Below are 23,089 nucleotides of genomic sequence, written 5' to 3'. Positions count from 1 at the left end.
CCAAAGGGGGCCTTATGCCGGGGATTACGGCCGTTCTCGGCCCGACGAATACGGGCAAGACTCACTATGCCATTGAACGGATGCTTGCCCACCGCACGGGGGTGATCGGGCTTCCGCTGCGTCTGCTTGCCCGCGAGGTCTATGACCGGATCGTGAGCTTGCGCGGGCCCAACGTCGTGGCGCTTGTCACGGGCGAAGAGCGGATCGTGCCGGAGCGGGCGCAATACTGGGTCGCCACGGTCGAGGCGATGCCCGAAGGGATCGGCGCGGATTTCGTCGCCATCGACGAGATCCAGTTGTGCGCTGACCCGGAGCGGGGGCATGTGTTCACCGACCGGCTTCTGCACATGCGGGGGCTTCACGAGACGCTCTTCATGGGCTCGGACACCATGCGCGGGGCCATTGCGGCGCTGGTGCCCAAGGTGCAGTTCCTGCGGCGCGAGCGGTTTTCGACGTTGACTTACGCGGGATCGAAGAAGATTAGCCGGATGCCGGGTCGGTCGGCCATCGTGGGGTTCTCGGTCGACAACCTTTATGCGATTGCCGAGCTCATGCGCCGGCAGAAGGGCGGCGTCGCCGTGGTCATGGGGGCGCTGTCGCCCCGGACGCGCAATGCGCAGGTGGAGCTCTATCAGAACGGCGACGTCGATTATCTTGTCGCGACCGATGCGATCGGGATGGGACTCAATCTCGATGTGACGCATGTGGCCTTCTCGGCGCTGACCAAGTTCGACGGGCGACGGATGCGCAGGCTTGCACCCAACGAACTGGGCCAGATCGCAGGGCGGGCCGGGCGTTACATGCAGGACGGGTCTTTCGGCGTGACGGGCGAGGCGCAGGAGCTCGAGCCGGAGGTCGTGGAGGCGATCACCTCTCACAGTTTCACGCCGCTCAAGAAGCTCAACTGGCGCAACTCGGACCTCACCTTCGGCAGCGTCGATGCGCTCATCGCCTCGCTCGAGGAGGTGATCAGCGACGAATGGCTGACCCGTGCACGGGAGGCGGACGATCAGCTCGCGCTCAAGGATCTGGCGACAGACCCCGTGATCCGGGCCCGTGCGAGTGACGGGAAAAGCGTCAAATTGCTCTGGGATGTGTGCCGGGTGCCCGATTTTCGCGGCATTTCGCAGCAGGAACACGCCAGTCTCCTCTCCGGGCTCTTCACGGACCTGCACGAACATGGAAAGGTGCGAGAGGACTGGTTCGCCCGGCAGGTGAAACGGATCGACCGCGTCGATGGCGACATCGACACATTGTCGAAACGTCTGGCCTATATACGGACATGGACCTATGTCGCGCAAAGAAAGGGCTGGCTGGCGGACGATGCCCATTGGCGCGGGGAAACCCGTGCGGTAGAAGACCGCCTGTCAGACGCACTTCACGCGGCGCTGACGCAAAGATTTGTCGACCGGCGCACGTCCGTGCTCTTGCGGCGGTTGAAACAGAAGGAGAGCTTGGTGGCTCAGGTGAACGAAAAGGGTGAGGTGACCGTCGAGGATCAATTCGTCGGTCGGCTCGAAGGGTTCCGGTTCAAACAGGACGCCGCGTCCTCGCCCGAAGAGGCGAAGGCGATGCGGCAGGCGAGCGTTCAGGCGCTGGCGCCCGAGTTCCACCTGCGGGCGGATCGGTTCTACAATGCGCCGGACACCGAGCTGGATTTCACCGAGCAGGGCGGTCTCATGTGGGGCGAACATGCGGTCGGCAAGCTCGTCAAGGGCGACGACGTTCTGCGCCCGCGCGTGCAGGCCTTTGTCGATGACGAGGCGGGCACGGATGTGACGGACAAGGTCACGCGCCGCTTGCAGCATTTCATTGACCGCAAGGTGGCCGCGCTGTTCGAGCCGATGCTCGCCATGCAGAAGGACGAGGCGCTTACCGGTCTGCCGCGCGGTTTCGCCTTCCGTCTGGTCGAAGCGCTGGGCGTGGTGCCGCGGGGCGCCGTGGCGGGCGAGGTCAAGGACCTTGATCAGGATGCGCGCGGGATGCTGCGCAAGCATGGCGTGCGTTTCGGACAGTTCACGATTTTCCTGCCCCTGATGCTGAAGCCCGCGCCGACGCGGCTGCGGCTTGTACTCTGGAGCCTCTTCAACGGGCTCGACGAGTTTCCCGAGGCGCCGCCGGCGGGGCTGGTGACGATCCCGGTGATCGAGGGGATCGACGACGAAGTCTATACCCTGTCTGGTTACCGCAAGGCCGGGGCACGGGCGATTCGGATCGACATGCTGGAACGGCTCGCCGATCAGCTGCGGGCCAAGGACAGCCGGGCCGGGTTCGAGGCGAACCCTGACATGCTGTCGATCACGGGCATGACGCTCGAACAGTTCGCGGACCTGATGCAGGGGCTTGGCTACAAGGCCGAACGCGGCGAGCGGGCGAAGGAGAAGCCCGTGGCGGACACGCAGGTCGCTGAGACGCCCGTTGCTGAGACGCCCGAGACGCCCGATGCCGAGACCCCGGTCGAAGGCACCTCCGAGGTCGAGGCCGTGCCAGAGGCGGATCCCGAACCCGTAATCGAGCCGGGTGCCGAAGGCGCCTCCGAAGTCGAGGCGACGCCAGAGGCGGCGTCGGAGCCGGAGGCGGAGGTCTTCTATACCTTCACTTGGGGCGGGCTGAACCGGGGCAATGCAGGTCGTGGCCAGCGTCAGGGCGGCGGTCCGCGTCGCGAAGGCGGCAAGCCGGGTCATGGCGGCCAGAACAAAGGCCCGCGCAAGGGTGGCCCCAAAGGCAAGGGCGGCCCCGGGGGCGGCAAGGACCAGGGGGCCAAGACCTTCTCGGCGCGACCGCCAAAGAAGGAAAAGGCCATCGACCCGGACAACCCCTTCGCCCAGGCGCTCATGGGCCTTCGGGACAAGAAGTGACACGGCATGACGACTGAACCGCGCGCGACGATGCGGGCCGACAAATGGCTTTGGCACGCGCGGTTCTTCAAGACCCGGGGGCTCGCCACCAAGGTGATCGCGGGCGGGCATCTGCGGGTCAACTCCGGCAAGGTGGACAAGCCCGCCACGGCCATCGGGGCGGGGGACGTGCTGACGTTTCCCCAAGGGTCGCGCATCCGGGTGGTCCGGGTTCTCGCCCTGTCCGAACGTCGGGGACCGGCACCGGAAGCGCAGGCGCTTTACCAAGACATGAGCCCCGAGAAGGCGGATGTTCCGAAAGCACCGGCCTTTGAAGGAAAGGGTCGCCCGACCGGGAAAGATCGTCGCAACGCGCGTCTTTATGATCCGACCCGGCTTGATTGATCCGGCGGGGGGCGATAGGCAGACGCGAGAAATTCGACTGAGCCCCGGGGTGTCCGATGACCTATATCGTCAACGACAAATGTATCGCCTGCAAATTCACCGACTGCGTGGAAGTCTGCCCGGTGGACTGCTTCTACGAGGGCGAGAACACGCTGGTCATCCATCCCGACGAATGCATTGATTGCGGCGTCTGCGAACCCGAGTGCCCGGCTGATGCGATCCGTCCGGATACCGAGCCGGACGCGGAGAAATGGGTCGAGTTCAACCGTAAGTATGCGGAAATCTGGCCGGTCATCATCGAGAAGAAAGACCCGCTCCCGGACGCCGACGCGCGCAACGGGGAAGAGGGCAAGCTTGAGAAGTACTTCTCGGAGAAGCCCGGCGGCTGAGGCGAATTGCGCGTAGCGGGTTGACGAAGGCGGGCAGATTGACCCAAGCTCGGGTCAGATCGGCGGAAACCGGCGCTTTTTGCCGGTTTTTTTCCGCGTTTTGAAGCCAGAGCTTTGAAATCGCCTGATTCTGCGCTATATATAACTTCGCTGTGAAACAAGAGGCCTGACTTGCGCGGCTGGGGAATACATTAGCGCGAGCAATTTCGTCGGACATGGACGTGGTGTCGCTTGGGATTAGTCCCAATCGCGTCGTCTTCTGTTTCTCTCCGCGAGACCGTCCCCGGGCCAGTCGGGTTCTGAAAGGAAGAACGCCAAATGAGCAAAGCCAAGACGCTTGAATTCCGTCCCAATGAATACGTCGTTTATCCTGCGCATGGCGTGGGCCAGATCGTATCCATCGAGGAGCAGGAAATCGCCGGGCTGACGCTGGAGCTCTTCGTCATCTCTTTCGAGAAGGACAAGATGACGTTGCGGGTGCCGACAGACAAGGCGACCGAGGTGGGCATGCGCAGCCTGTCCTCGCCGGATGTGGTGTCCAAGGCGATGGATACGCTCAAGGGCAAGGCCCGCGTGAAACGCGCCATGTGGTCGCGCCGGGCCCAGGAGTATGAACAGAAGATCAACTCGGGTGACCTGATCTCGATCGCGGAAGTCGTGCGCGACCTGCATCGCAATGACGACCAGCGCGAGCAATCCTATTCCGAGCGCCAGCTCTATGAAGCAGCCCTGGAACGGCTGACCCGCGAAGTGGCCGCCGTCTCCGGTGGTGACGAACGCGCGGCGGCCCAGAAAGTGGACGACGTTCTGACTTCGCGCGCAGCCTGAACGCGAAGCCTCGCGCACGCGGGGCATCAATAACAGGCAAGGTGCACAAGCCGCCGCTCCTTCCACGGGGCGGCGGTTTTCCTTTGTCTAAAGCGCAGAGAAGGCGGCGAGGGCGGCGATTTCACAAAGCTGCTGCGTCGCCCCCAGGACGTCGCCGGTCTGCCCCCCGATCTTGGCGCGAGCGATAGCTGCGACGGCCACGGCGGCGAGCGTGGTCCAGAAGATCGGCGCGAGCGCGGCGGCTCCTGTCAGGACCAGCGCGGCGAGGACGGCAAGAACCACCGCGAGGATGGCTGTCTCGCGGGGCGGCACACCGGTGCTGGCCGATAGTCCCGAGCCGCGCGCATTGGGCAGTGCAGCCATGAGCACCACCATGGGAGCCCGGGACAGAACGGCCGTAGCCAGGATCGGGGCCAGCCAGTCGCCCTGCGCCACGATGCCGGTCAGGAGATACCAGCGCAGAAGGAGCGAGAGCACGAGCGCGATGGTGCCGTAGCTGCCGATTCGGCTGTCTTTCATGATCGCGAGACGCCGGGCGCGGTCGTGCCCACCCCAGAAGCCATCCGCACAGTCGGCGAGCCCGTCTTCGTGAAGCGCCCCTGTGCTCAGGACGAAAGCGACGAGGCCGAGCCCTGCCGCGGCCCCGGCGGCGAGGCCCAGGAGGCCAGCCAGGGCGACGACGGCGGCGCCGATCAGGGTAGGGGCGAGGCCCGCGAGCGGATAGGCCCAGGCGGCCCGTGCGCCGCGCGTGAAATCGGCGCGGATCGGCAGGCGGGTCAGCAGGGCGAGCGCGGTCAGAAGGTCGCCGGGACGAGTCAGAACTTCGCCTTTGGAACGGGACATGGGTTTCGCCTTGTTAAGGTGCCTTGCGTCTCGGTAAGACCTCGGGCGCAGGCATTCAACAGGAGAGACCCATGCGCTTTACCACGCTCGACCAGTTCCGCAGCCTTCTTGACGATCTACCTGGGGTGGACGAGGCCGCGAAGAACGGCGCGACCGAGCGGAATGGGCAGTTGACCAAGCCGCCGGGGGCGCTGGGGCGGCTCGAAGAGCTGGCAATCTGGTATGCCGGCTGGCGCGGAGATGGGCGTCCGATGATCGAACGGCCGCAGGTCGTGATCTTCGCGGGTAATCACGGGGTCTGCGAACAGGGGGTTTCCGCCTTTCCGGCAGAGGTGACCGTGCAGATGGTCGCGAATTTCGAGCATGGCGGGGCTGCGATCAACCAACTTGCCGGGGCCTTCGGCGCCTCGATGGACGTGGTGGCGCTCGATCTCGATGAACCGACGGCGGACTTCACCAAGGGCCCGGCGATGACCGAGGACGAGGTCGTGGCCGCGCTTCACGCTGGTTGGGATTCGGTCGATCCGGAGGCCGATCTTCTGGTGACGGGCGAAATGGGCATCGGCAACACGACATCGGCGGCGGCGATGTCTCACGCACTCTTCGGTGGCGCGGCGGAGGATTGGGTCGGGCGTGGCACCGGCGTGGACGATGCAGGGCTTGCCAACAAGGCGCGGGTGGTGCGCGAAGGGGTTGCCGTGAACGCGCCGCGCGATGCGCTGGCGGTTCTGCAATGCCTGGGCGGGCGCGAGGTTGCCGGCATGGCCGGCGCCATCGCCCGGGCGCGGGACCTGCGGATCCCGGTGATTCTCGACGGCTATATCTGCTCGGCGGCGGCGGCGGTGCTGGAAGAGACGAAGGCCGGGACGCTCGATCATTGCGTGGCGGGGCATGTCTCGGCAGAGGCGGCGCATGGTATTCTGCTGGAAAAGCTCGGGAAGGCGCCGCTCCTGTCGCTCGGGATGCGGCTGGGCGAAGGGTCCGGTGCTGCGCTCGCGATCGGGGTCCTCAAGGGGGCGCTCGCGACCCATTCGGGCATGGCGACCTTTGCCGAGGCGGGCGTCTCCGACGGCTGACACCTGCCCTCAGGCGGCGTCGTCTTCCTTGCGTCGGGCATCGAGTTCCATGAGCGAGGACACCATCGCGCTTTCGATGTCGCGGTCCAGTTCGATGGCCCGGTTGCGGTAGGCTTCGTTGTCTTCCACCGGGACATTCGGATCCCAGAAATTCGCAAGCTCGCGGATCATGTGGCGGTCGTGATTAAAGAACATGCGCTCGGCCTCATGCGCCTCGAACTCGCTCAGGCCAATGTTCTCGAGCACATAGCGCCCCGCCCGCAGGGACGAGTCGAACATCTCTCGCACGATGTCGTCGGCGCCGGCGCGGTAGAGCTGGAACACATGTGTGCGGTCGCGCGCGCGGGCGATGATGTGGAGGTCCGGGCGCACCGCGCGGGCATGGGCCACGATCTTCGTGCAACTGTCGGGATCGTCGACCGCGACGACCAGCACCTTGGCGCTGGCGATCCCGGCGGTCTGGAGAAGGTCGGGACGGGTGGGGTCGCCGAAATAGGCCTTGATCCCGAATTTGCGCATCATCTGGATCGTCGAGAGGTCGCTGTCGAGCACGGTCGTTTCAAAACCGGTCGAGCGCACGAGGCGGTTCACGATCTGGCCGAAGCGGCCGATGCCCACGATGATGACGCCCTTCTGTTCGTCGATTTCGTCCTCTTCCTGATGGTGCGCATGCTCGCCCGCACGCCGCGCGAGGAGATCGTAGGCGATGAACGCGAGCGGGGTGAGCAGCATGGAAAGCGCGACCACGGTCAAGAGATCCTGCGCGATGGCATTGGTGATCACGCCCTGAGACAGGGTGAAGGTCACGAGCAGGAAGCCGAATTCACCCGCCTGGGCGAGACCCAGAGTGAAGAGCCAGAGATCACGGCGCCGGAGCCCCGAAAGGTAGCCCAGAGGGGCGAGTACGACCGCCTTGGCCACCATGAGAGCGATGGCGAGGAAGAAGAGCCGGAACGGGTCGTCGAGGAACCCCGCCACATCCATACCGGCACCAACGGTGATGAAGAAGAGCCCGAGGAGCAAGCCCTTGAAAGGCTCGATGTCGGTTTCAAGCTCGTGCCGGAATTCCGAGTTCGCCAGCATGACGCCGGCAAGGAATGCGCCGAGTGCGGGAGAGAGACCCACCATGTTCATGAGCGTCGCGATTCCGACGACGATAAGCAGGGCGACGGCGGTGAACATCTCGCGCAGCTGCGCGGAGTTGATGAAACGGAAAAGCGGACGCGCCAGGTAGCGCCCGCCAAGGATGATCGCGGCCACGGCCCCGAGAGTGACCATGGTCACGCCCCAGCCGGGAAGGCCTTCGACGAGCGAGACGGTCGCGTGGTCGTCGCCCGCGTGATGCACGGTCTGGGTCGCTAGGAGCGGCATCAGGGCAAGCATGGGGATGACGGCGATGTCCTGGGTCAGGAGGACGGAGAAGGAACTGCGCCCGCCCGCTGTCTGCATCAGCCGCTTTTCCGACAGCGTCTGGAGCACGATGGCGGTGGAGGAGAGAGACAGCATCAGGCCTACGGTCAGCGAGACCTGCCATGATGCGCCGAGAAACATGGTCACCACGGTGACCAGCGCCGTGGTGAGCACGACCTGCGCGCCCCCCAGTCCCATCAGCCTGTGCCGCATGTCCCAGAGCGCGCCGGGATCGAGTTCGAGGCCGATGAGAAAGAGCATCATGACGACGCCGAACTCGGCGAAATGCATGAGCCCTTCAGTCTCGCCTCCATCGATTCCGGTGATCGGACCGATCAGGAGCCCGGCCACCAGATAGCCCAGCACGGACCCGAGGCCCAGGCGTGCGGCAATGGGGACCGCGATGACGGCGGCCCCGAGATAGATCGTGGCGTTGAGCAGAAAGCTTTCCATTACTCCGATATTGCAACCAGCGGCCGGAAAGGCAACGCGATGGGATGGCTCGGCGGGGACGGTAACGGGGAAATCAGCCGAGGCGGTCGCGAATCCGTCCGCCGAGGTGCACGAATTGATCGAGTCGTGCACGAATGCGTTCCTGAAAGACCTTCAGTTGCTGGATGATGTCGGTGAGACTCTCGCCCGACGTAGGCAATCGCGAGCTTTCGATCTTGCACATGACGCGGGTCGTGGACAGGGCGAGGATATGGCGGTCCATGATTGTGCAGGCCGACAGGATCCGCGCCGCTTCCTCTTTCACTTCGGTCACGGCCTCGGTCGCTTCCGCGGCATAGCGCTGCACACTCGCGTGAAGGATCTGCCGCTCCTCTTCGATGTCGATGCCGCCAAGATCGCGCCGTTCGGCCGAGAGCTGCTGGTCGCAGGCGGCGAGGATACGGCCCATGCAATGGATCAGGACAGCGGACAGGACGCGGTCCTTGATCCGCGCGAAGTTGCTTTTTTCGCCGACGACGTTGGTTTCGAACCAGTCGAACATGTCGCGCGACATGACGGCATAGTTCTTGGACAGCGTCGAGATCGGACCCCCGGTCGGCTCCAGCCGGGAGGCGATAACCTGGAGGTTATGGGGCACCGTGCGCATGGCGCGGAAGTCGGCGATCAGCCCTTCCGTTTCGGACTTGAGCGCGACGGCGTGTTCGAGTGTGGCCAAGAGAGACTGGCATCGCGTGTCGGCGCGGGCGTCGATCACGGTGTCGCGGGCGGACAGCTCGGTCGACAGGGCACGCGCCGAAAAGTCGAGATAGGAGGGGTAGCCGAGGGTGGCGAGCCGATCGAGGAACACTTGCGCCGCTGCGGCCGGTGAGAGCCCCTCTTTTTCTTCGCGATGACGCAGGGCGTCGTATTCGGCTTCGATCACCTTGAGAAGGGGGCTCGTCGGCTTGATGCGGACGGACAGGTATCCATCACCCTGCGGCATCACGACGGCGTAGACCCAGTAGTGAAGACCGTCCCGTGCCCGGTTCTTGACGTAGGCTCCCATCGGGCGCCCGGACTTGATCGTGTCCCACAGGAGCCAGAAGACGCCGCGCGGCATGTCGGGGTGGCGGATGATGCGGTGGGGCGCGCCGATCATCTCGGGCCATTCATAGGCCGCGACCCGATGGAAGATATAGTTGCCCGACCGGATCACGCCGCGGTTGTCGGTTCGGGAGAAGAACACTTCGTCCGGCCTGAAAGGGGCTTCGCCGCTCGCGGGACGGAAGGTGTTCCGGTTGTCGATGAGGGTCAAGGCGGGCTCCGGTCGCTGTGGCATGCGACCCGGATATCAGAGGTTCTTTTCCGGTCGGTTAACGGCGTCGTCCGTCTCGCAGGGATGGAGCGATCAGCCCAGCGGCAGGACGTCGAGGGCGTATTGCCGGTTGCCTTTCTGATATATCACGCGCGAGGCGGAAATCGAGGTGACGCGTCCGCCGTCGAGACGGTCGCCGACTGCGACTTTCACGTAGCGGCCATTGGACATGCGCACCAGCGCCCGGCGCGCGGAGTTGGAGCCGTAGATCCCGATCACGTTCACCTGGCGCAGGTTGAGCGCGTTCTTCATCGTGGCGGTGCTGGCCACGGAAGCCGACGAGGGGATGCCCGACGGTGCCGCCGCTGCAATCACCTCGGGTTCGCCGTCGTCGGCGTCGTCGCGGCCCACGGGAGCGTTTTCGACGGCGGCCTGTCGGGTGTCGGGGGGGGCTTCGGTCTGGGCTTCCTGCGCGCGGGCGACCACTTGGGTGAAATTCCCCGGCCGTTCACCGGGGCGGATCGAACGTGCCACGGCGAGCTCGGTCGCGTCGGTGATTTCGGGCGCGGGCGCCGCTTCTTCGTCGGACGAGGCGAGCTGGATCGCGGCTGCGATTTCTGCGGCGGTCTCAGGATCGGTCTCGGACGCGGCCAGTTCGGTTTCGGGCAAAGTCGTGTCGAGGTCATCCGGGCGCGGGCGGGGGCGCGACTGGGACAGTTCGGCGAGTGTCTGACCGCCAAGCTGGGCCCGTTCGGCAAGCTCGGTCAGGTTCTCGGGCCGGGTCCGGGGGCGGATGTCCGTCGGGGCTGGCAGAGCTGCATCTTCCGGGGCGAGGGCGGCGTCGTCCTCGGGCAGCTCGGTCACAAGATCCGCAGGCCGGGCCGGGGGCACGACCGGGGGGCGACCCTGAACGACCAGGGCGCCTGTCGGGGTGACAGAGCCCTCGGGCGTCGGCACGACGAGACCGTCGTCACCGATGTCGAAGGACGTTCCCGGCGGCGGCGGCGGGCTCGGGGTGACGGGCGGTGCATCGGCTCCGGCCCCGGCCTGCGGCAGGGACAGGGCATCAGAGCCGGAAATCGCGGGGTCGATCGAGGCGACATAGACATCGTCGGCGCTGCTGGTGGTGGGATCGGCCAGCGGCTCGGGCGCGCGCTGCCAGACGCCGGTGGCGGCATAGCGGGCCTCGGCTGCCTCGGGGGAGAGCACGGCGCCGGTGTCAGAGGGCGGCGCGGAGGGCGCGTCGGGAGACGGCTGGTCGGTCACCGCATCGGCGTTGGCGACCTCGGTGTTTTCGGAGGGTGCCTCGGTCGGCTCGGGATTGAAGAGCGCAACCTCGTCGTCCGTGGCCAGCGTCGACCAGATCGCCGCGATGGCCATCAGAAGGATGAGGATCAGCGTGAGGATGAGGCCCATGTAGCGTGGGCGGCCGCGCGACCCGGCATCCCGGCGGGCACCGAAAACCGTCATCGCCTCGGCTTCCTTGCTGCGAGCTGCGGTCTGGGGGTCGGCCTTGCGGGACTTTCGCGACTGGCGCGCGGGTTTCGGCGCAGGCTCGGGTTTGGGCTCGGGCTTCTTGGCAAAATCCTCGGGCAAGGGTGCGATCACGCCGGGTAGGGCCCGCTTCTGGGGCGTATCGTTCCTGGCTTCCGCCGGCTCGGACGACCTGGGTGCGGGTGCGGCGGGGGCCTTGGGCTTGCGGTTGAACCAACCGCGTTTTTCGGGCTCGGGCGCCTCGTCAAGTGTATGGCCAAGGGCACGGGCCATGGCGAGACGGCGTTTCTCGGCGTCGCCGGAAAGCCGGGGCGCGGGCAAATCCGTGTCGTCGATGGCGACTTTCGGCGCGGGCTTGGGCTTGTCTTGTGCCGGCGTTGCGTCTGCGGCAGGGGCGGCGTCGGAAGTGATGCTGGCAGTGTCTGCCTCCGGCGTCGCATCTCCTTCGGTCGCACTCGCGATGCGGCGCGAGGAAAACGACGGCGCAGGTTTCGCGCCGGACGCTGGTTGCGAGACGTCACCTTCGGCGGCGGGGGTCTTGTCCTGGTCGACGACCGCAGAGGAGCGGGGAGGTGTCGGGGCTGCCGGGGCAGTCGGAGTCGCGGGCGCGCGGGAGGGCGTGCGCAGGATCGGGCTTGGGGAAGGGCGGTCGTCATCGGTTGGCGGGAAGGGGGCGAGCGACGGCTTCGGACCGCTGACCGGGGGCGGGCCGCGACGCGCCGAGGGCGACCGTCGTGCCGGGCGCGTTTCGGCAGCGGTGGATTCCGCATCCGTGTTTTCAGAGGGAGAGTCCGAAATTGAGACGTCGTCGGAGTCGGCCTCCACCTCGGCGGTCGGCTCCTCCGGGGTCGTTGCGGGAGACGACACGACAGGATCCGGGCGATGCCATGTCAGACGATCTTCGCGGACGGGCCGTTCGGACGTGGTCTCATCCTTCACGTCGTCTTCCGGTGGCAGTCCCGCGTCGGCGATTCCCGCGCGGATCGCAGGGCCGGTCGGAGCGGGTTCCGTAACGACTTCGGGCTCTTCGGGCGCAGTGAGTTCGGGTTCGACGGTCGGCGGCTCGGGCTTGGTGGCCGGAGCCTCGGGCGGAGGAGAGGTCGGAGGGAACGGATCGAGGCCGGCGCTGCTGTCCCGCTTGGTCGACGAAGGTTTCGCGGTGCCGTCGTCATAGGCGCGCGGGTTTCGGGGCACGGGGGCGGCGTCGGGTTGGACGCGGGCGCCGGACAGGATCCGTGAGGCCACCTTGGACGCGCCGAAGAAAGGTTCACCGGAAAAGGTTCCGCCTTCGGGCCGGGCGACGAAGCTGACCGGGTTGAAGCCGAACTGGTCGGCGAAGCTCTCGGCTTCGTCCATCGTCTCGCGGGCGAGGACGGCGACGCGGGCCGTCTGGCCGTCGATGCGCCAGTCGAACACGAGGTCGCGCACGTCGTAGGGGGTGAGCCCTTCGAGGCCTGCGCGAATCTGGACCTCGCGCGTGGCGTCGTCTTCGCCGGAGGCGTCGAGGGTGGTGTAGAGGATCTGCGAATTCGGGATGATCAGCTTGGAGGAAATCGTGCCGACGATGCCTTCGGCCTTGCGGCGCAGGTCGGCCAGATGGTTGGTCATCTCGGGATCATCGAGCGCGACCTCTCCCAGAGCCTTCCAGCCCGAGGAGTCCCGAACCAGAAGACGGATGCCGTCATGAGTGAGATCAAGCGCGCAATTCGGCTTCATGAGTGTTGTTTGTCCGAAACATTTCCACGTCGAATTCCGGGACAAGTCCCGGAAGTTTTTGGGAAACTATCGCAGGAGCGGGGCCAAGGAAAGGGAAACGGCGCGGCTTTGCGGCGAAAGGGGCAGAGTTTTACTCCGGGTCGCGGCTTTTCGCCGAGGCGTGGCGCGCCATCGGGCGCGGAGGGCCGACCCTGCCGTCGAGCGGATCTTGCGGTGGGCGGGACCGGGGTTAGCGACCCTTAGTCGGGCGCACGGCGGGTTTGGCCTATTGTCGGATTTCGGCCTGGAAGCTGTGTCCGGCGGCCCTTGTCGGGACCGTTTGGAAAGAGGAGTGAGCATCATGGTCAAGGACAGACAGGACGGGGCGGAAACCCCCATCGTCCCGACTGACGTGGATTTCCACGTGGTCACGGTCACGCAGTTCTTTCACATCTTGCGGGGTATTAACGACGCGCTCGCCGACTTGAGGACCGGCGATGACGAGACGGGCAAGTCTTTGCGCACCACCGCGTCGGAGCTTCGAAAGACCTATCAGATGGTCGCGGAAGAGAAGGCACGGATGGATGCGGCCGCTGCAAAGACAGGCGCGGCCGGGGCCAGCGAGGAGACTTTCGATGCCGACGCGATCCGACGACAGCTTGCCGAGCGCCTTGCTCGCCTCGGCGTCCGCGGCGCAGAGGATGGCGTTTCTGGAGAGCCTGACTGAGCCGGAACTCCGGTTCCTGCCCTATGTCTTCGATCTCTGGGCCTTGCCGCACCAAAGGGTTCCCGAGGGAGACTGGCGCACTTGGGTCATTTTGGGTGGTCGCGGCGCGGGCAAGACCCGCGCCGGGGCCGAATGGGTCAGGCATGAGGTCGAGGGGCCGACGCCTTTGGCACGGGGCCGCTCGGGCCGTCTCGCGTTGGTGGGCGAGACCTTCGATCAGGTGCGTGATGTCATGGTCTTCGGAGAGAGCGGCATCCTTGCCTGTTCGCCGCCGGATCGTCACCCGGTCTGGGAGGCCACCAAACGCAGGCTCGTCTGGCCCAACGGGGCGACGGCGCAGGCGTTTTCGGCTTCGGAGCCGGAGAATCTGCGGGGGCCGCAGTTCGATGCGGCCTGGGCGGACGAGCTGGGCAAGTGGAGCCGGATCGAGGACACCTGGGACATGCTTCAGTTCGCACTTCGGATCGGGGCGCATCCCAGGCAAGTGGTCACGACCACGCCGCGCAACCAACCGATCCTGCGCGATCTGCTTGAGGAGGCGGGGACGGTCGTGACCCATGCCACGACACGCGACAACCAAGCCAATCTGGCGGAGAGTTTTCTGGCTTACGTGGAGGGGCGCTACGGCGGATCGTCGCTTGGGCGGCAGGAAATTGAAGGCGAGATGGTCGATGGCGCGGAGCAGGCGCTCTGGGACATGGCGGCGATCGACCGGGGGCGGCTCGACGCGCGGCCCCCGCTGGGACGGGTGGTCGTGGCGGTCGACCCGCCGGTGACCGGACATGCGGGCTCGGACGACTGCGGTATCGTCGTCGTGGGGGCCAATACCGAGGGACCGCTGGGCGATTGGCGGGCGGTGGTGATCGCGGACGAAAGCGTGAGTGCTGCCAAACCCCATGTTTGGGCGAAGGCGGCGGTGGAGGCGATGGCGCGCCATGACGCGGATCTCATGGTGGCCGAGGTCAATCAGGGGGGCGACCTTGTCGAGGCGACGGTACGGCAGTTCGCGCAATTCGTGCCTTACAAGAGGGTGCACGCCTCTGTCTCCAAGGTCAGCCGGGCCGGGCCGGTGGCCGCGCTTTATGAGCAGGGACGAGTCGCGCATCTGCGCCATCTGGGGGCGCTCGAGCGGCAGATGAGCCTGATGACCACCCGAGGGTATCAGGGCAAGGGCAGCCCGGACCGGGTCGATGCGCTGGTCTGGGCCCTGACCGAACTCATGATCGAGCCCGCCCGACGCCCTATGAACCCCAGGGTGCGTACGGCCGGTTAAAGGAATTTTTAACCCTGACCGTCAGGGTGCTGATCAAGGACACAGGTCAAAAGATTGGCCGGGGCGCTCGAGGCGAACCGAGGGTCGGGCCTGAAACGGGCGAGGCGTAAACCTCTGATCCGGTGAGACATTTGTTCCTTCCCCCGACGGCTGGCCGTTTCGGGAGCGGGGAAGTTCTGCCCGAACGTTCGGCGCAGGGCGAGGAAAGCGACAGTCGAAGGAGTGCGCGCGGATGGCGATGTTTGATTTCCTGAAAAGGGCGGATGCGTCCCCGGTGGGCGAGGTGAAAGCTTCGGCCGCAGGGCCGGTCATCGCCTGGTCCGGGTCGGGCCGCGTGGTCTGGGGGCCGCGCGATACGGTGAACCTGACCCGCAACGGGTTTGTCGCCAATCCGGTCGGCTTTCGGGCGGTGAAGCTGGTCGCGGAGGCCGCTGCGGCGCTGCCGCTGGTGCTTCAGGATGCGACGGCGCGGTATGAGACGCATCCGGTCATGGACCTGATCACGCGGCCGAACCCGATGCAGGGGCGCGCCGAGTTGTTCGAAGCGCTCTACGGGCAGATCCTTTTGTCAGGCGACGGGTATGTGGAGGCGGTGGTCGGTGCATCTGGCGCGCCGGTGGAGCTTCACGTGCTCCGGTCGGACCGCATGGCGATCGTGCCGGGTCCGGATGGCTGGCCGGTGGCCTACGACTACACCGTCGGTGCGCGGCGGCACAGGTTCCATGTGGGCGAGGGGCCATCGCCCGTCTGCCATATCCGCAGTTTCCATCCGCAGGACGACCACTATGGGCTTTCCCCGATGCAGTCGGCGGCCCAGGCGCTCGATGTCCACAACTCGGCTTCGGCCTGGTCCAAGGCGCTGCTCGACAACGCGGCGCGTCCGTCGGGGGCGATCGTCTACAAGGGCGGCGAGGGGCAGGGCACATTGTCGCCCGACCAATACGACCGCCTCGTGGGCGAGCTGGAGGCGCATCATGTCGGTGCACGCAATGCCGGGCGGCCGATGTTGCTGGAAGGCGGGCTCGACTGGAAACCGATGGGCTTCTCGCCCTCGGACATGGAGTTCCAGAAAACCAAGGAAGCCGCGGCGCGGGAGATCGCGACGGCGTTCGGTGTGCCGCCCATGATGCTCGGCATCCCGGGCGATGCCACCTACGCGAATTACCAGGAGGCGAACCGGGCGTTCTATCGGCTCACGGTCCTGCCGCTGGCGAGCAAGGTGGCGGCGGCTCTGGCGCATTGGTTGTCGGCCTTCGTGGAAGACACGGTTGTGCTGAAGCCCGACCTCGACCAGGTGCCCGCGCTGGCCGCCGAGCGTGACCAGCAATGGGCCCGGATCGCGGCGGCGGACTTCCTGACTCAGGAAGAAAAGCGCGCGCTTCTCGGGCTGCCGCCCCTGTCCGTGCGAGCAAACGAAGGGGGCCAAGATGAGTGATGACCGTGGGCACAACCGCGGCAGAGAGCCGGGGCTTGAGCACAAGTTCGTGGCGCTGGGTGCGACAAGGGCGGTCGAGGGCGGGCTTGCCATAGAGGGCTACGCCAGCTTCTTCGGTGAGCCCGACCGTGGCGGCGACATTGTGGAGAAGGGGGCCTATGCGGCCTCGCTCGCCCATGTCGCGGCTTCGGGCGGTCAGATCAGGATGCTCTGGCAGCACGATCCGGCCCAGCCCCTCGGGGTCTGGGACGAGGTGCGCGAGGATCACCGCGGGCTTTTCGTCAAGGGACGCATCCTGACGGAGATCGAGCGCGGGCGCGAGGCGGCCCGTCTGATCGAGGCGGGCGCCTTGGACGGGCTGTCGATCGGCTACCGCACCCTGCGTGCTGTCAGGAACGACCGGGGCCAGCGGCTCCTCAAGGAACTGGAGCTTTGGGAGGTGTCGCTCGTGACCTTTCCGATGCTGCCCAGTGCGCGGATCGGGGCCAAGGGCGACATGCTCGAGGGCCACGATTGGCGCTCTCTCGCGCGGGTCATCGACGACGCGCGCCTGATGCTGGCCGGGGTGCGCCCGGACGGCGATCCGACCCTCTCTCGCAACAGGATCAAGTGATGACGAAAGAGACCAAATCTCGCGACCTGGCGGAGCCTGCCGACACGGCGGGTCCGGCCGGGGAGGTGAAGGCCGCCCTGACAAGGTTCGTGAGCGAAATCAGGTCGTTGAATGACGGCCTTCACAGCAGACTTCAACAAACAGAAGAGCGACTGACCATGCTGGATCGTAAATCCTTCTCCCCCGCACGCCCGCATCTGGCCCGAGAGGCCGACCTCGACGCACCGCACCAGAAGGCCTTCGATGCCTATCTGCGGTCCGGTGACGATGACGGGCTGCGGGGCATCGTGCCCGAGGGCAAGGCGATGTCCACCGCCGTGGCGGGCGATGGTGGCTACCTGGTGGATCCGCAGACCGCAGCCACGATCCAGAGCGTGCTGCGCTCGACCTCGTCGCTCAGGGCTGTCGCCAATGTGGTGAAGGTGGAGGCGACCTCCTATGACGTGCTGATCGACCATGCCGACCTTGGCCATGGCTGGGCGACCGAAACCGCCAGTGCCGCCGAAACGGGCGCCCCGGGGATCGAGCGGATCTCGATCCCGCTGCACGAGCTTTCGGCGCTGCCCAAGGTGAGCCAGCGTTTGCTGGACGACGCGGCCTTCGATCTTGAGGCCTGGCTTGCCGGGCGGATCGCAGACCGCTTCGCACGCGCCGAGGCGGCGGCCTTCGTCGACGGGGACGGGGTCGACAAGCCGACCGGGTTCCTGACGCATCCCTCGGTCGCCAACGCGAGCTGGACCTGGGGCAACATCGGTTACGTTTCCACGGGGGCGGCCGGTGATTTCGCGAACACCGATGGTGCAGACGTCATCTTCGATCTCGTCTACAGCCTCGACGCGGAATACCGCGCAAATGCGGCCTTCGTGATGAACTCCAAGACCGCAGGGGCGCTGCGCAAGCTCAAGGATGGCGATGGCCGGTTCCTCTGGACGGACGGACTCGCCGCTGAGCAGCCGGCGCGGCTCGCCGGTTACCCGGTGGTGGTGGCCGAAGACATGCCGGACATCGCACCCGACGCGATGGCCATCGCCTTCGGCGATTTTGCGGCGGGCTACACGATCGCGGAACGTCCGGACGTGCGCATTCTGCGCGATCCCTTCTCGGCCAAGCCGCACGTGCTGTTCTACGCGACCAAGCGCGTCGGCGGCGACGTGAGCGATTTCGCGGCGATCAAGCTGCTGAAATTCGCGGCCTCGTAAGTCGCAGAGACAAGCATCCGTCCCGCATCGGGGCGGATGCCTGTGGAACGCGCGCCTCACCCACTTCCCACCATGGTCTCCTGCTTCCCCTCCAGCAGGTCACTACGGGAGGCGCGCGGTCCTTCAAACGGAGTAGGGGCCGGAATTTCGGAGTAGACCCATGATGTTAGTCGAGCTGACAGAGGTGCCGGACGGCGCGCTACCTGTCGCGGAATTCAAGGATCACCTGCGGCTCGGAACGGGCTTCGACGAGGACGATCTGCAAGACGGGCTGCTTGTTCAGCAGCTCCGGGCGGCGCTGGCCGCGATCGAGGGCCGGACCGGCAAGGCGCTTTTTGAACGGACCTTCGAATGGAGCGTCGCGGCCTGGCGCGATCTGGGGCAGCAGATCCTGCCCATTGCGCCGGTGACCGGGGTCCACGCACTCGAGATCGAGGATGCCCAGGGGGTGGACGAGGTTATCGACGTGACACGCTTCCGGCTTGAGACCGACCTGCATCGCTCGCGTATCGTGGCGGCGGGCTATGTTCTGCCCGCCATCCCGGTCGGAGGGCAGGCGCTCGTGACCTTCAGCGCGGGGATGGGCGCGACCTGGCAGGATCTGCCCGCCGACATCCGGCAGGCGGTGCTCTATCTCGCGGGCCAGTATTATGAGGACCGGCACGGGCAGTCGGTTCAAGGCGAGACCTTGCCGCGTGTGGTGGAGGCTTTGATCCACCGTTACCGGGACTTCCGGCTGTTTCGGGGGCGCTGGTCATGAGCGCAGTTGCGAAACGCCCGGTTCTGAAGCGCAAGCTGGTGCTTGAAAAGCGCCACCTGAGCCCGGATGGTGCCGGTGGTTACACCACCGGATGGAGCGTGGTCGGCACGCTCTGGGCCGAGATCAAGGCTGGCACAGGGCGCGAACGGGCAGTGGAGGCGATGACGCTTTCTTCGATCCCGTGGCGGATCACCCTGCGCGCCGCGCCGATGGGATCGTCCCGCAGGCCGCGCCCGGACCAACGCCTTCGCAGCGGCACGCGGGTCTTCGTGATCGTCGCGGTGGCCGATGCCGATCCGTCGGCCGGGTATCTGACCTGTTTCGCCCGCGAAGAGGTGTCGTCATGAGCTATGGCACCGCTCTCGCCCTGCAACAGGCTATCTATCAACGGCTCACGGCCAATGCGACGCTCACCGTGCTTGTCGGCGCGGCGATCTTCGACGCGGTGCCGCCTGGTGTCACCACGGGCACCTATGTGGCGCTCGGGTCGGAGGACGTGCGCGAGGCGGGGGATGCAACGGGCCAGGGCGCACTGCACGAGGTGACGATCAGCGTCGTGAGCGATGCCTCTGGTTTCGCGACCGCCAAGGAAGTCGCCGTGGCCGTGTCCGACGCGCTCGAACATGCGCCTCTCATCCTCGCGCGGGGTCATCTGATCTCGCTCACCTTTCATCGCGCCCGGGCTCGCCGGGTGCAGGACGCCGACATGCGGCGCATCGACCTGAAGTTCCGCGCGCGGGTTCAGGACAGCCAACCAACGGAGTGACCGCCATGACCGCACAAAACGGCAAGGACCTTCTCATCAAGCTCGATATGGACAACACGGGCAATTTTTCCACGCTCGCCGGGCTGCGCGCCTCGCGGATCAGCTTCAACGCCGAGACGGTGGACGTTACTTCTCTGGACAGCGCCGGGGGCTGGCGCGAGTTGCTGGGCGGCGCGGGTGTGAAGAGCGCCTCTATCTCGGGCTCGGGCATCTTCAAGGACGAGGCCACGGACGAGCGTGCGCGTCAGATCTTCTTCGACGGCGAAGTGCCGGACTTTCAGGTCATCGTGCCGGATTTCGGCGTAATCGAAGGCGCCTTCATGATCACCGCGATCGAATACGCGGGCACCTACAACGGCGAGGCGTCTTACGAGATGTCGCTCGCCTCTGCTGGGCAGCTTTCGTTCACGGCGCTCTGAGCATGGGTAATCCGTGGACGGGGGAAGTGGCGCTCGTGATCGACGGCGAGGCACGGGTGCTGAAACTCACGCTCGGCGCGTTGGTCGAGCTTGAGGCGGCGCTGGGCACTGACAGCCTTGTCGCGCTGGTCGAGCGGTTCGAGAGCGGGCGGTTTGCGGCGCGTGACGTGGCCGCCGTGCTGGTTGCGGGGCTGCGCGGCGGAGGCAGCGCCCCCGTGGATCTGGGCAAAGCCGAGATCGAGGGCGGACCGATGCAGGCGGCCAAGGCGGCCGGGCAGCTGATCGTGCGGGCCTTTTCTCTGCCGGAGAGCGGTGAGTGAGCCGGTTCGACTGGACCGGCCTCATGCGGCTGGGGATTCGGGGGCTTGGTCTGCGCCCCCATGAATTCTGGGCGCTGACGCCGGCCGAACTCACGCTGCTTTTGGGGCGCGAGGGTGGGCAAGGGCCGCTTAATCGGGCGCGGCTCGAGGATCTGGCGCGGGCCTTTCCTGATCGCGCGCGTGACGACAATCAAGGAGACGTTTGATGGCGGAGATACAGGGGATCGAGGACTTCGACGATCAGGTCGCAGCACTCGAGGGATCGCTTCAGGGGGCCACGGCGCTCGCCGCCGGGTTCAAGATGGAGCTGGAGCGGGTGGGTGCGGTCTTTGTGGACATCAACGACGACGTGTCAACCCTGTCCTCGGGTATGACGAGCGGTCTGCGCAAGTCGCTCGACGGGCTCGTGTATGGCTCGATGAACGTGCAGGATGCGCTGAAGAGCCTCGGTCAGTCGATGCTCGACACGGTCTACGACGCGGCGGTGAGCCCGCTGACCTCGGGCTTGGGCGGTATCCTTGGCCAGGGGCTGGGTTCCGTGATGAACGCCTTCGTCCCCTTCGCAAAGGGCGGCGCGTTTTCCCAGGGCCGGGTGATGCCTTTCGCAAATGGCGGCGTCGTAAATGGCCCGGTCACCTTCCCGATGCGAGGCGGCCTGGGGCTGATGGGCGAGGCTGGGCCGGAGGCGATCATGCCGCTTGCGCGCGGGGCCGATGGGCGGCTCGGGGTGCAGGCCTCGGGCGGGCGCACGGTCAATGTCGTCATGAACATCCAGACGCCGGACGCCGAGAGCTTCCGCCGGTCGCAGGGCCAGATCGCCGCGCAGGTGAATCGGGTGCTCGGGCGCGGTCGGCGCTATTCCTGAGGAGAGGTAGATGAAGTTCCACGAGATACGCTTTCCGCCGACATTGAGCTTCGGCTCCATCGGTGGCCCGGAACGGCGCACCGAGGTCGTGACGCTTGCCAACGGGTTCGAGGAGCGCAACACGCCCTGGCAGCATTCGCTGCGGCGCTATGATGCGGGGCTGGGAATGCGCTCGCTCGACGATGTCGAGGTGATGATCGCCTTCTTCGAGGCGCGGCGCGGGCAGCTCTTCGGGTTTCGCTGGAAGGACTGGTCGGATTTCAAATCCTGCGTGCCTTCCGCGACGCCGGATTACATGGATCAGAAGCTGGGCGACGGCGACGGGATCACGAGGGTCTACAAGGTCCAGAAGACTTACGAGAGCGGGACATTTTCCTATGTGAGGCCGATCCGTAAACCAGTCGAAGGCAGCCTGCGCGTCGCGATCCAGGGCGATCCGCAAATCGAGACCATTGACTTCGACGTGGATACATCGACCGGCGAGGTGATCTTCAAGGACGCCCCGGCGCAGGGCGCCATTATTACCGCGGGGTTCGAGTTCGACGTGCCGGTGCGCTTTGATACGGACCGCATCCAGACGTCGGTCGCGAGCTTCCAGGCGGGAGAGGTGCCGAGCGTTCCGGTGGTAGAGGTGCGTATCTGATGACGGTTTCTCAGGCACTTCTCGATCATCTGGCGAGCGGGATCACCACGCTCGCGCGCTGCTGGAGGCTGACGCGACGCGATGGCTGGAGCCGGGGGTTCACCGATCATGACGGGGATCTGACCTTCGACGATCTGACCTACCGGGCCGATACGGGACTCTCTGCCCGGGCCTTCCTGCAGACGACGGGCCTGTCCATCGACAATACCGAAGCGCTGGGTGCGTTGTCGGATGTCTCGGTGACCGAGGCCGATATCCGTGCCGGGCGTTTCGACGGCGCCGAGGTCGAAGTTTGGCTCGTCAACTGGGCGGATGTGAGCGAGCGGATGATGTTGTTTCGTGGCCATTTGGGCGAGATCACGCGCTCGGGGGGTGCCTTTCGAGCAGAGCTTCTGGGTCTGGCCGAGGTGCTCAACCAGCCGCAGGGGCGCGTCTACCAGAAGAGCTGCTCGGCGGTTCTTGGCGATGGCAAATGCCGCTTCGATGTCGGCCAGATCGGGTTCACGGATGACGCCGAGGTCGTGAGCGTCGACCACGGCACGAAGCTGGTGCTCTCGGCCACGCAGGACCCGCAGGATCGCTGGTATGAGCGCGGCATTTTGCGTGTGTTGTCGGGGGCGGCCGAGGGGCTGACCGGCGTCATCAAGAACGACCGAAGGGGTGCGGTGGGGCGCGACGTGGCGCTCTGGCAGGAGTTGCGCGCGGCGATTGTGCCTGGCGACCGGGTGCGCATCGTCGCGGGCTGCGACAAGCAACCGGGCACCTGCAAGGCCAAGTTCGACAATATCCTCAACTTCCGGGGCTTCCCCTCCATTCCCGGCGAGGACCGGCTCTTGTCTGTGCCAGTGCGTGGGACCACCACAGACACCACGAGCGACGCGAAATGAGCGGGCCGACGGATATCGTGGCCGAAGCGCGGTCGTGGCTTGGCACGCCCTATGTCCATCAGGCGTCATGCCGTGGCGCGGGGGCGGATTGCCTGGGCCTCGTGCGCGGGATCTGGCGGGCGGTCGTCGGGGACGAACCGGTGACGCTGCCCGCCTATACACCCGACTGGTCGGAAGCGGCCCGTGACGAGGCGCTGATGCGCGGGGCGGGGCTCTACCTCGATCCGGCGAATGGTGCCCCGCAGCCTGGTGACATCGTGCTTCTTCGGATGCGCGACAGCGCGGTGGCCAAGCATCTGGGCGTCGTGGCCGAAGTCGGCTCTGCGCCCACGTTCATTCACGCCTACACGGGGCATGGCGTCGTCGAAAGCCCGTTTTCCCTTCCGTGGCAGCGCCGTGCGGTCGGTTACTTCCGCTTTCCGAACCAAGCAACGTTCACGCCCAATCAGAAAGACTAA

Annotated in this window: 24 protein-coding genes; 20 read left to right on the top strand and 4 right to left on the bottom strand. The window is 66.1% G+C overall.

All coding sequences use genetic code 11. The annotated features are described in order from the left end of the window. Window positions 1-14: 14 nt before the first annotated feature. The 4 genes from KJP29_RS14465 (at window position 15) to KJP29_RS14450 (ending at window position 4,459) form a co-directional block, all read left to right on the top strand. Window positions 15-2,858: a helicase-related protein gene (locus tag KJP29_RS14465; protein ID WP_218464238.1), complete on the top strand. Its 2,844-nt coding sequence runs from the start codon at window positions 15-17 to the stop codon at window positions 2,856-2,858. Between the two features lie 6 nt (window positions 2,859-2,864). Then, the gene (locus KJP29_RS14460) at window positions 2,865-3,242 is read left to right on the top strand and encodes an RNA-binding S4 domain-containing protein (protein WP_218464237.1); all 378 of its coding nucleotides are present in this window, start codon (window positions 2,865-2,867) and stop codon (window positions 3,240-3,242) included. A gap of 56 nt (window positions 3,243-3,298) precedes the next feature. Then, the gene (gene fdxA, locus KJP29_RS14455; protein ID WP_218464236.1) at window positions 3,299-3,631 is read left to right on the top strand and encodes a ferredoxin FdxA; all 333 of its coding nucleotides are present in this window, start codon (window positions 3,299-3,301) and stop codon (window positions 3,629-3,631) included. A 318-nt stretch (window positions 3,632-3,949) separates the two neighbouring features. After that, complete coding sequence (locus KJP29_RS14450) at window positions 3,950-4,459, top strand: CarD family transcriptional regulator (RefSeq protein ID WP_218464235.1); 510 nt, start codon at window positions 3,950-3,952, stop codon at window positions 4,457-4,459. Window positions 4,460-4,546: 87 nt separating this feature from the next. On the opposite strand, the gene cobS is transcribed toward KJP29_RS14450, so the two are convergent. After that, entirely contained in the window at window positions 4,547-5,302 is a 756-nt protein-coding gene (gene cobS, locus KJP29_RS14445; RefSeq protein ID WP_218464234.1) for an adenosylcobinamide-GDP ribazoletransferase, read from the bottom strand. A 71-nt stretch (window positions 5,303-5,373) separates the two neighbouring features. Here cobS and cobT point away from each other — a divergent pair, with 71 nt between their 5' ends. Next, window positions 5,374-6,378 (top strand): nicotinate-nucleotide--dimethylbenzimidazole phosphoribosyltransferase, encoded by a 1,005-nt coding sequence (cobT, locus tag KJP29_RS14440; protein ID WP_218464233.1) that lies wholly within the window; start codon window positions 5,374-5,376, stop codon window positions 6,376-6,378. A gap of 9 nt (window positions 6,379-6,387) precedes the next feature. Here cobT and KJP29_RS14435 read toward each other — a convergent pair whose 3' ends face one another. The 3 genes from KJP29_RS14435 to pilP form a co-directional block, all read right to left on the bottom strand. Then, window positions 6,388-8,241: a monovalent cation:proton antiporter-2 (CPA2) family protein gene (locus KJP29_RS14435; RefSeq protein ID WP_218464232.1), complete on the bottom strand. Its 1,854-nt coding sequence runs from the start codon at window positions 8,239-8,241 to the stop codon at window positions 6,388-6,390. Between the two features lie 73 nt (window positions 8,242-8,314). Further along, window positions 8,315-9,535: a PAS domain-containing protein gene (locus KJP29_RS14430; protein WP_218464231.1), complete on the bottom strand. Its 1,221-nt coding sequence runs from the start codon at window positions 9,533-9,535 to the stop codon at window positions 8,315-8,317. 93 nt (window positions 9,536-9,628) lie between these two features. Further along, window positions 9,629-12,745, bottom strand: a complete 3,117-nt coding sequence (pilP, locus tag KJP29_RS14425; RefSeq protein ID WP_218464230.1) for a type IV pilus biogenesis protein PilP — start codon at window positions 12,743-12,745, stop codon at window positions 9,629-9,631. 340 nt (window positions 12,746-13,085) lie between these two features. On the opposite strand from pilP, the gene KJP29_RS14420 reads away from it, so the two are divergent. The 15 genes from KJP29_RS14420 (at window position 13,086) to KJP29_RS14350 (ending at window position 23,089) form a co-directional block, all read left to right on the top strand. Beyond that, window positions 13,086-13,451, top strand: coding sequence for a hypothetical protein (locus KJP29_RS14420; protein WP_218464229.1), 366 nt, complete (start codon window positions 13,086-13,088; stop codon window positions 13,449-13,451). Further along, complete coding sequence (locus KJP29_RS14415; RefSeq protein WP_218464964.1) at window positions 13,426-14,724, top strand: DNA-packaging protein; 1,299 nt, start codon at window positions 13,426-13,428, stop codon at window positions 14,722-14,724. Before KJP29_RS14420 ends, KJP29_RS14415 begins: the two co-directional genes overlap by 26 nt. A 232-nt stretch (window positions 14,725-14,956) precedes the next feature. Then, entirely contained in the window at window positions 14,957-16,159 is a 1,203-nt protein-coding gene (locus KJP29_RS14410) for a phage portal protein (RefSeq protein WP_218464228.1), read from the top strand. Further along, window positions 16,152-16,772, top strand: a complete 621-nt coding sequence (locus KJP29_RS14405; RefSeq protein ID WP_218464227.1) for an HK97 family phage prohead protease — start codon at window positions 16,152-16,154, stop codon at window positions 16,770-16,772. The genes KJP29_RS14410 and KJP29_RS14405 overlap by 8 nt, the downstream gene beginning before the upstream one ends. Continuing rightward, window positions 16,772-17,971: a phage major capsid protein gene (locus KJP29_RS14400; protein ID WP_218464226.1), complete on the top strand. Its 1,200-nt coding sequence runs from the start codon at window positions 16,772-16,774 to the stop codon at window positions 17,969-17,971. The genes KJP29_RS14405 and KJP29_RS14400 overlap by 1 nt, the downstream gene beginning before the upstream one ends. A gap of 160 nt (window positions 17,972-18,131) precedes the next feature. Further along, complete coding sequence (locus tag KJP29_RS14395) at window positions 18,132-18,731, top strand: head-tail connector protein (protein WP_218464225.1); 600 nt, start codon at window positions 18,132-18,134, stop codon at window positions 18,729-18,731. Next, window positions 18,728-19,078, top strand: coding sequence for a head-tail adaptor protein (locus KJP29_RS14390; RefSeq protein WP_218464224.1), 351 nt, complete (start codon window positions 18,728-18,730; stop codon window positions 19,076-19,078). The genes KJP29_RS14395 and KJP29_RS14390 overlap by 4 nt, the downstream gene beginning before the upstream one ends. Next, a complete protein-coding gene (locus tag KJP29_RS14385) occupies window positions 19,075-19,497 on the top strand; it encodes a DUF3168 domain-containing protein (protein ID WP_218464223.1) in 423 nt (140 codons plus the stop codon). The genes KJP29_RS14390 and KJP29_RS14385 overlap by 4 nt, the downstream gene beginning before the upstream one ends. A 5-nt stretch (window positions 19,498-19,502) precedes the next feature. Next, the gene (locus tag KJP29_RS14380; protein WP_218464222.1) at window positions 19,503-19,916 is read left to right on the top strand and encodes a phage major tail protein, TP901-1 family; all 414 of its coding nucleotides are present in this window, start codon (window positions 19,503-19,505) and stop codon (window positions 19,914-19,916) included. A gap of 2 nt (window positions 19,917-19,918) precedes the next feature. Next, on the top strand, window positions 19,919-20,236 hold the full coding sequence (locus KJP29_RS14375) for a gene transfer agent family protein (protein ID WP_218464221.1): 318 nt from the start codon (window positions 19,919-19,921) through the stop codon (window positions 20,234-20,236). Continuing rightward, window positions 20,233-20,442, top strand: a complete 210-nt coding sequence (locus KJP29_RS14370) for a rcc01693 family protein (RefSeq protein WP_218464220.1) — start codon at window positions 20,233-20,235, stop codon at window positions 20,440-20,442. The genes KJP29_RS14375 and KJP29_RS14370 overlap by 4 nt, the downstream gene beginning before the upstream one ends. Continuing rightward, window positions 20,442-21,101 (top strand): phage tail tape measure protein, encoded by a 660-nt coding sequence (locus tag KJP29_RS14365; protein ID WP_218464219.1) that lies wholly within the window; start codon window positions 20,442-20,444, stop codon window positions 21,099-21,101. The genes KJP29_RS14370 and KJP29_RS14365 overlap by 1 nt, the downstream gene beginning before the upstream one ends. Window positions 21,102-21,111: 10 nt before the next feature. Beyond that, window positions 21,112-21,744 (top strand): DUF2460 domain-containing protein, encoded by a 633-nt coding sequence (locus tag KJP29_RS14360; RefSeq protein ID WP_218464218.1) that lies wholly within the window; start codon window positions 21,112-21,114, stop codon window positions 21,742-21,744. Beyond that, window positions 21,744-22,631 carry a DUF2163 domain-containing protein gene (locus KJP29_RS14355; protein WP_218464217.1) on the top strand — a complete coding sequence of 296 codons (888 nt, stop codon included), beginning with the start codon at window positions 21,744-21,746 and terminating at the stop codon, window positions 22,629-22,631. Before KJP29_RS14360 ends, KJP29_RS14355 begins: the two co-directional genes overlap by 1 nt. Next, window positions 22,628-23,089, top strand: a complete 462-nt coding sequence (locus KJP29_RS14350; RefSeq protein WP_218464216.1) for an NlpC/P60 family protein — start codon at window positions 22,628-22,630, stop codon at window positions 23,087-23,089. The genes KJP29_RS14355 and KJP29_RS14350 overlap by 4 nt, the downstream gene beginning before the upstream one ends.

The organism is Maritimibacter sp. DP1N21-5 (assembly GCF_019218295.1).
In the GTDB taxonomy this organism is placed as follows: Bacteria; Pseudomonadota; Alphaproteobacteria; order Rhodobacterales; family Rhodobacteraceae; genus Maritimibacter.
The sequence above is the reverse complement of the archived record's forward strand: the minus strand, read 5'-3'. Positions and strand labels throughout refer to the sequence as shown.

Coding starts and splice junctions, on each gene's coding strand:
- KJP29_RS14410 (WP_218464228.1), top strand. CDS start 14,957: ATGGCGATGTTTGATTTCCTGAAAAGGGCGGATGCGTCCCCGGTGGGC.
- KJP29_RS14375 (WP_218464221.1), top strand. CDS start 19,919: ATGGGTAATCCGTGGACGGGGGAAGTGGCGCTCGTGATCGACGGCGAG.
- KJP29_RS14365 (WP_218464219.1), top strand. CDS start 20,442: ATGGCGGAGATACAGGGGATCGAGGACTTCGACGATCAGGTCGCAGCA.
- KJP29_RS14450 (WP_218464235.1), top strand. CDS start 3,950: ATGAGCAAAGCCAAGACGCTTGAATTCCGTCCCAATGAATACGTCGTT.
- KJP29_RS14360 (WP_218464218.1), top strand. CDS start 21,112: ATGAAGTTCCACGAGATACGCTTTCCGCCGACATTGAGCTTCGGCTCC.
- fdxA (WP_218464236.1), top strand. CDS start 3,299: ATGACCTATATCGTCAACGACAAATGTATCGCCTGCAAATTCACCGAC.
- KJP29_RS14355 (WP_218464217.1), top strand. CDS start 21,744: ATGACGGTTTCTCAGGCACTTCTCGATCATCTGGCGAGCGGGATCACC.
- KJP29_RS14465 (WP_218464238.1), top strand. CDS start 15: ATGCCGGGGATTACGGCCGTTCTCGGCCCGACGAATACGGGCAAGACT.
- pilP (WP_218464230.1), bottom strand. CDS start 12,745: ATGAAGCCGAATTGCGCGCTTGATCTCACTCATGACGGCATCCGTCTT.
- KJP29_RS14460 (WP_218464237.1), top strand. CDS start 2,865: ATGACGACTGAACCGCGCGCGACGATGCGGGCCGACAAATGGCTTTGG.
- KJP29_RS14435 (WP_218464232.1), bottom strand. CDS start 8,241: ATGGAAAGCTTTCTGCTCAACGCCACGATCTATCTCGGGGCCGCCGTC.
- KJP29_RS14400 (WP_218464226.1), top strand. CDS start 16,772: ATGACGAAAGAGACCAAATCTCGCGACCTGGCGGAGCCTGCCGACACG.
- KJP29_RS14405 (WP_218464227.1), top strand. CDS start 16,152: ATGAGTGATGACCGTGGGCACAACCGCGGCAGAGAGCCGGGGCTTGAG.
- KJP29_RS14415 (WP_218464964.1), top strand. CDS start 13,426: ATGGCGTTTCTGGAGAGCCTGACTGAGCCGGAACTCCGGTTCCTGCCC.
- KJP29_RS14350 (WP_218464216.1), top strand. CDS start 22,628: ATGAGCGGGCCGACGGATATCGTGGCCGAAGCGCGGTCGTGGCTTGGC.
- cobS (WP_218464234.1), bottom strand. CDS start 5,302: ATGTCCCGTTCCAAAGGCGAAGTTCTGACTCGTCCCGGCGACCTTCTG.
- cobT (WP_218464233.1), top strand. CDS start 5,374: ATGCGCTTTACCACGCTCGACCAGTTCCGCAGCCTTCTTGACGATCTA.
- KJP29_RS14395 (WP_218464225.1), top strand. CDS start 18,132: ATGATGTTAGTCGAGCTGACAGAGGTGCCGGACGGCGCGCTACCTGTC.
- KJP29_RS14385 (WP_218464223.1), top strand. CDS start 19,075: ATGAGCTATGGCACCGCTCTCGCCCTGCAACAGGCTATCTATCAACGG.
- KJP29_RS14390 (WP_218464224.1), top strand. CDS start 18,728: ATGAGCGCAGTTGCGAAACGCCCGGTTCTGAAGCGCAAGCTGGTGCTT.
- KJP29_RS14380 (WP_218464222.1), top strand. CDS start 19,503: ATGACCGCACAAAACGGCAAGGACCTTCTCATCAAGCTCGATATGGAC.
- KJP29_RS14420 (WP_218464229.1), top strand. CDS start 13,086: ATGGTCAAGGACAGACAGGACGGGGCGGAAACCCCCATCGTCCCGACT.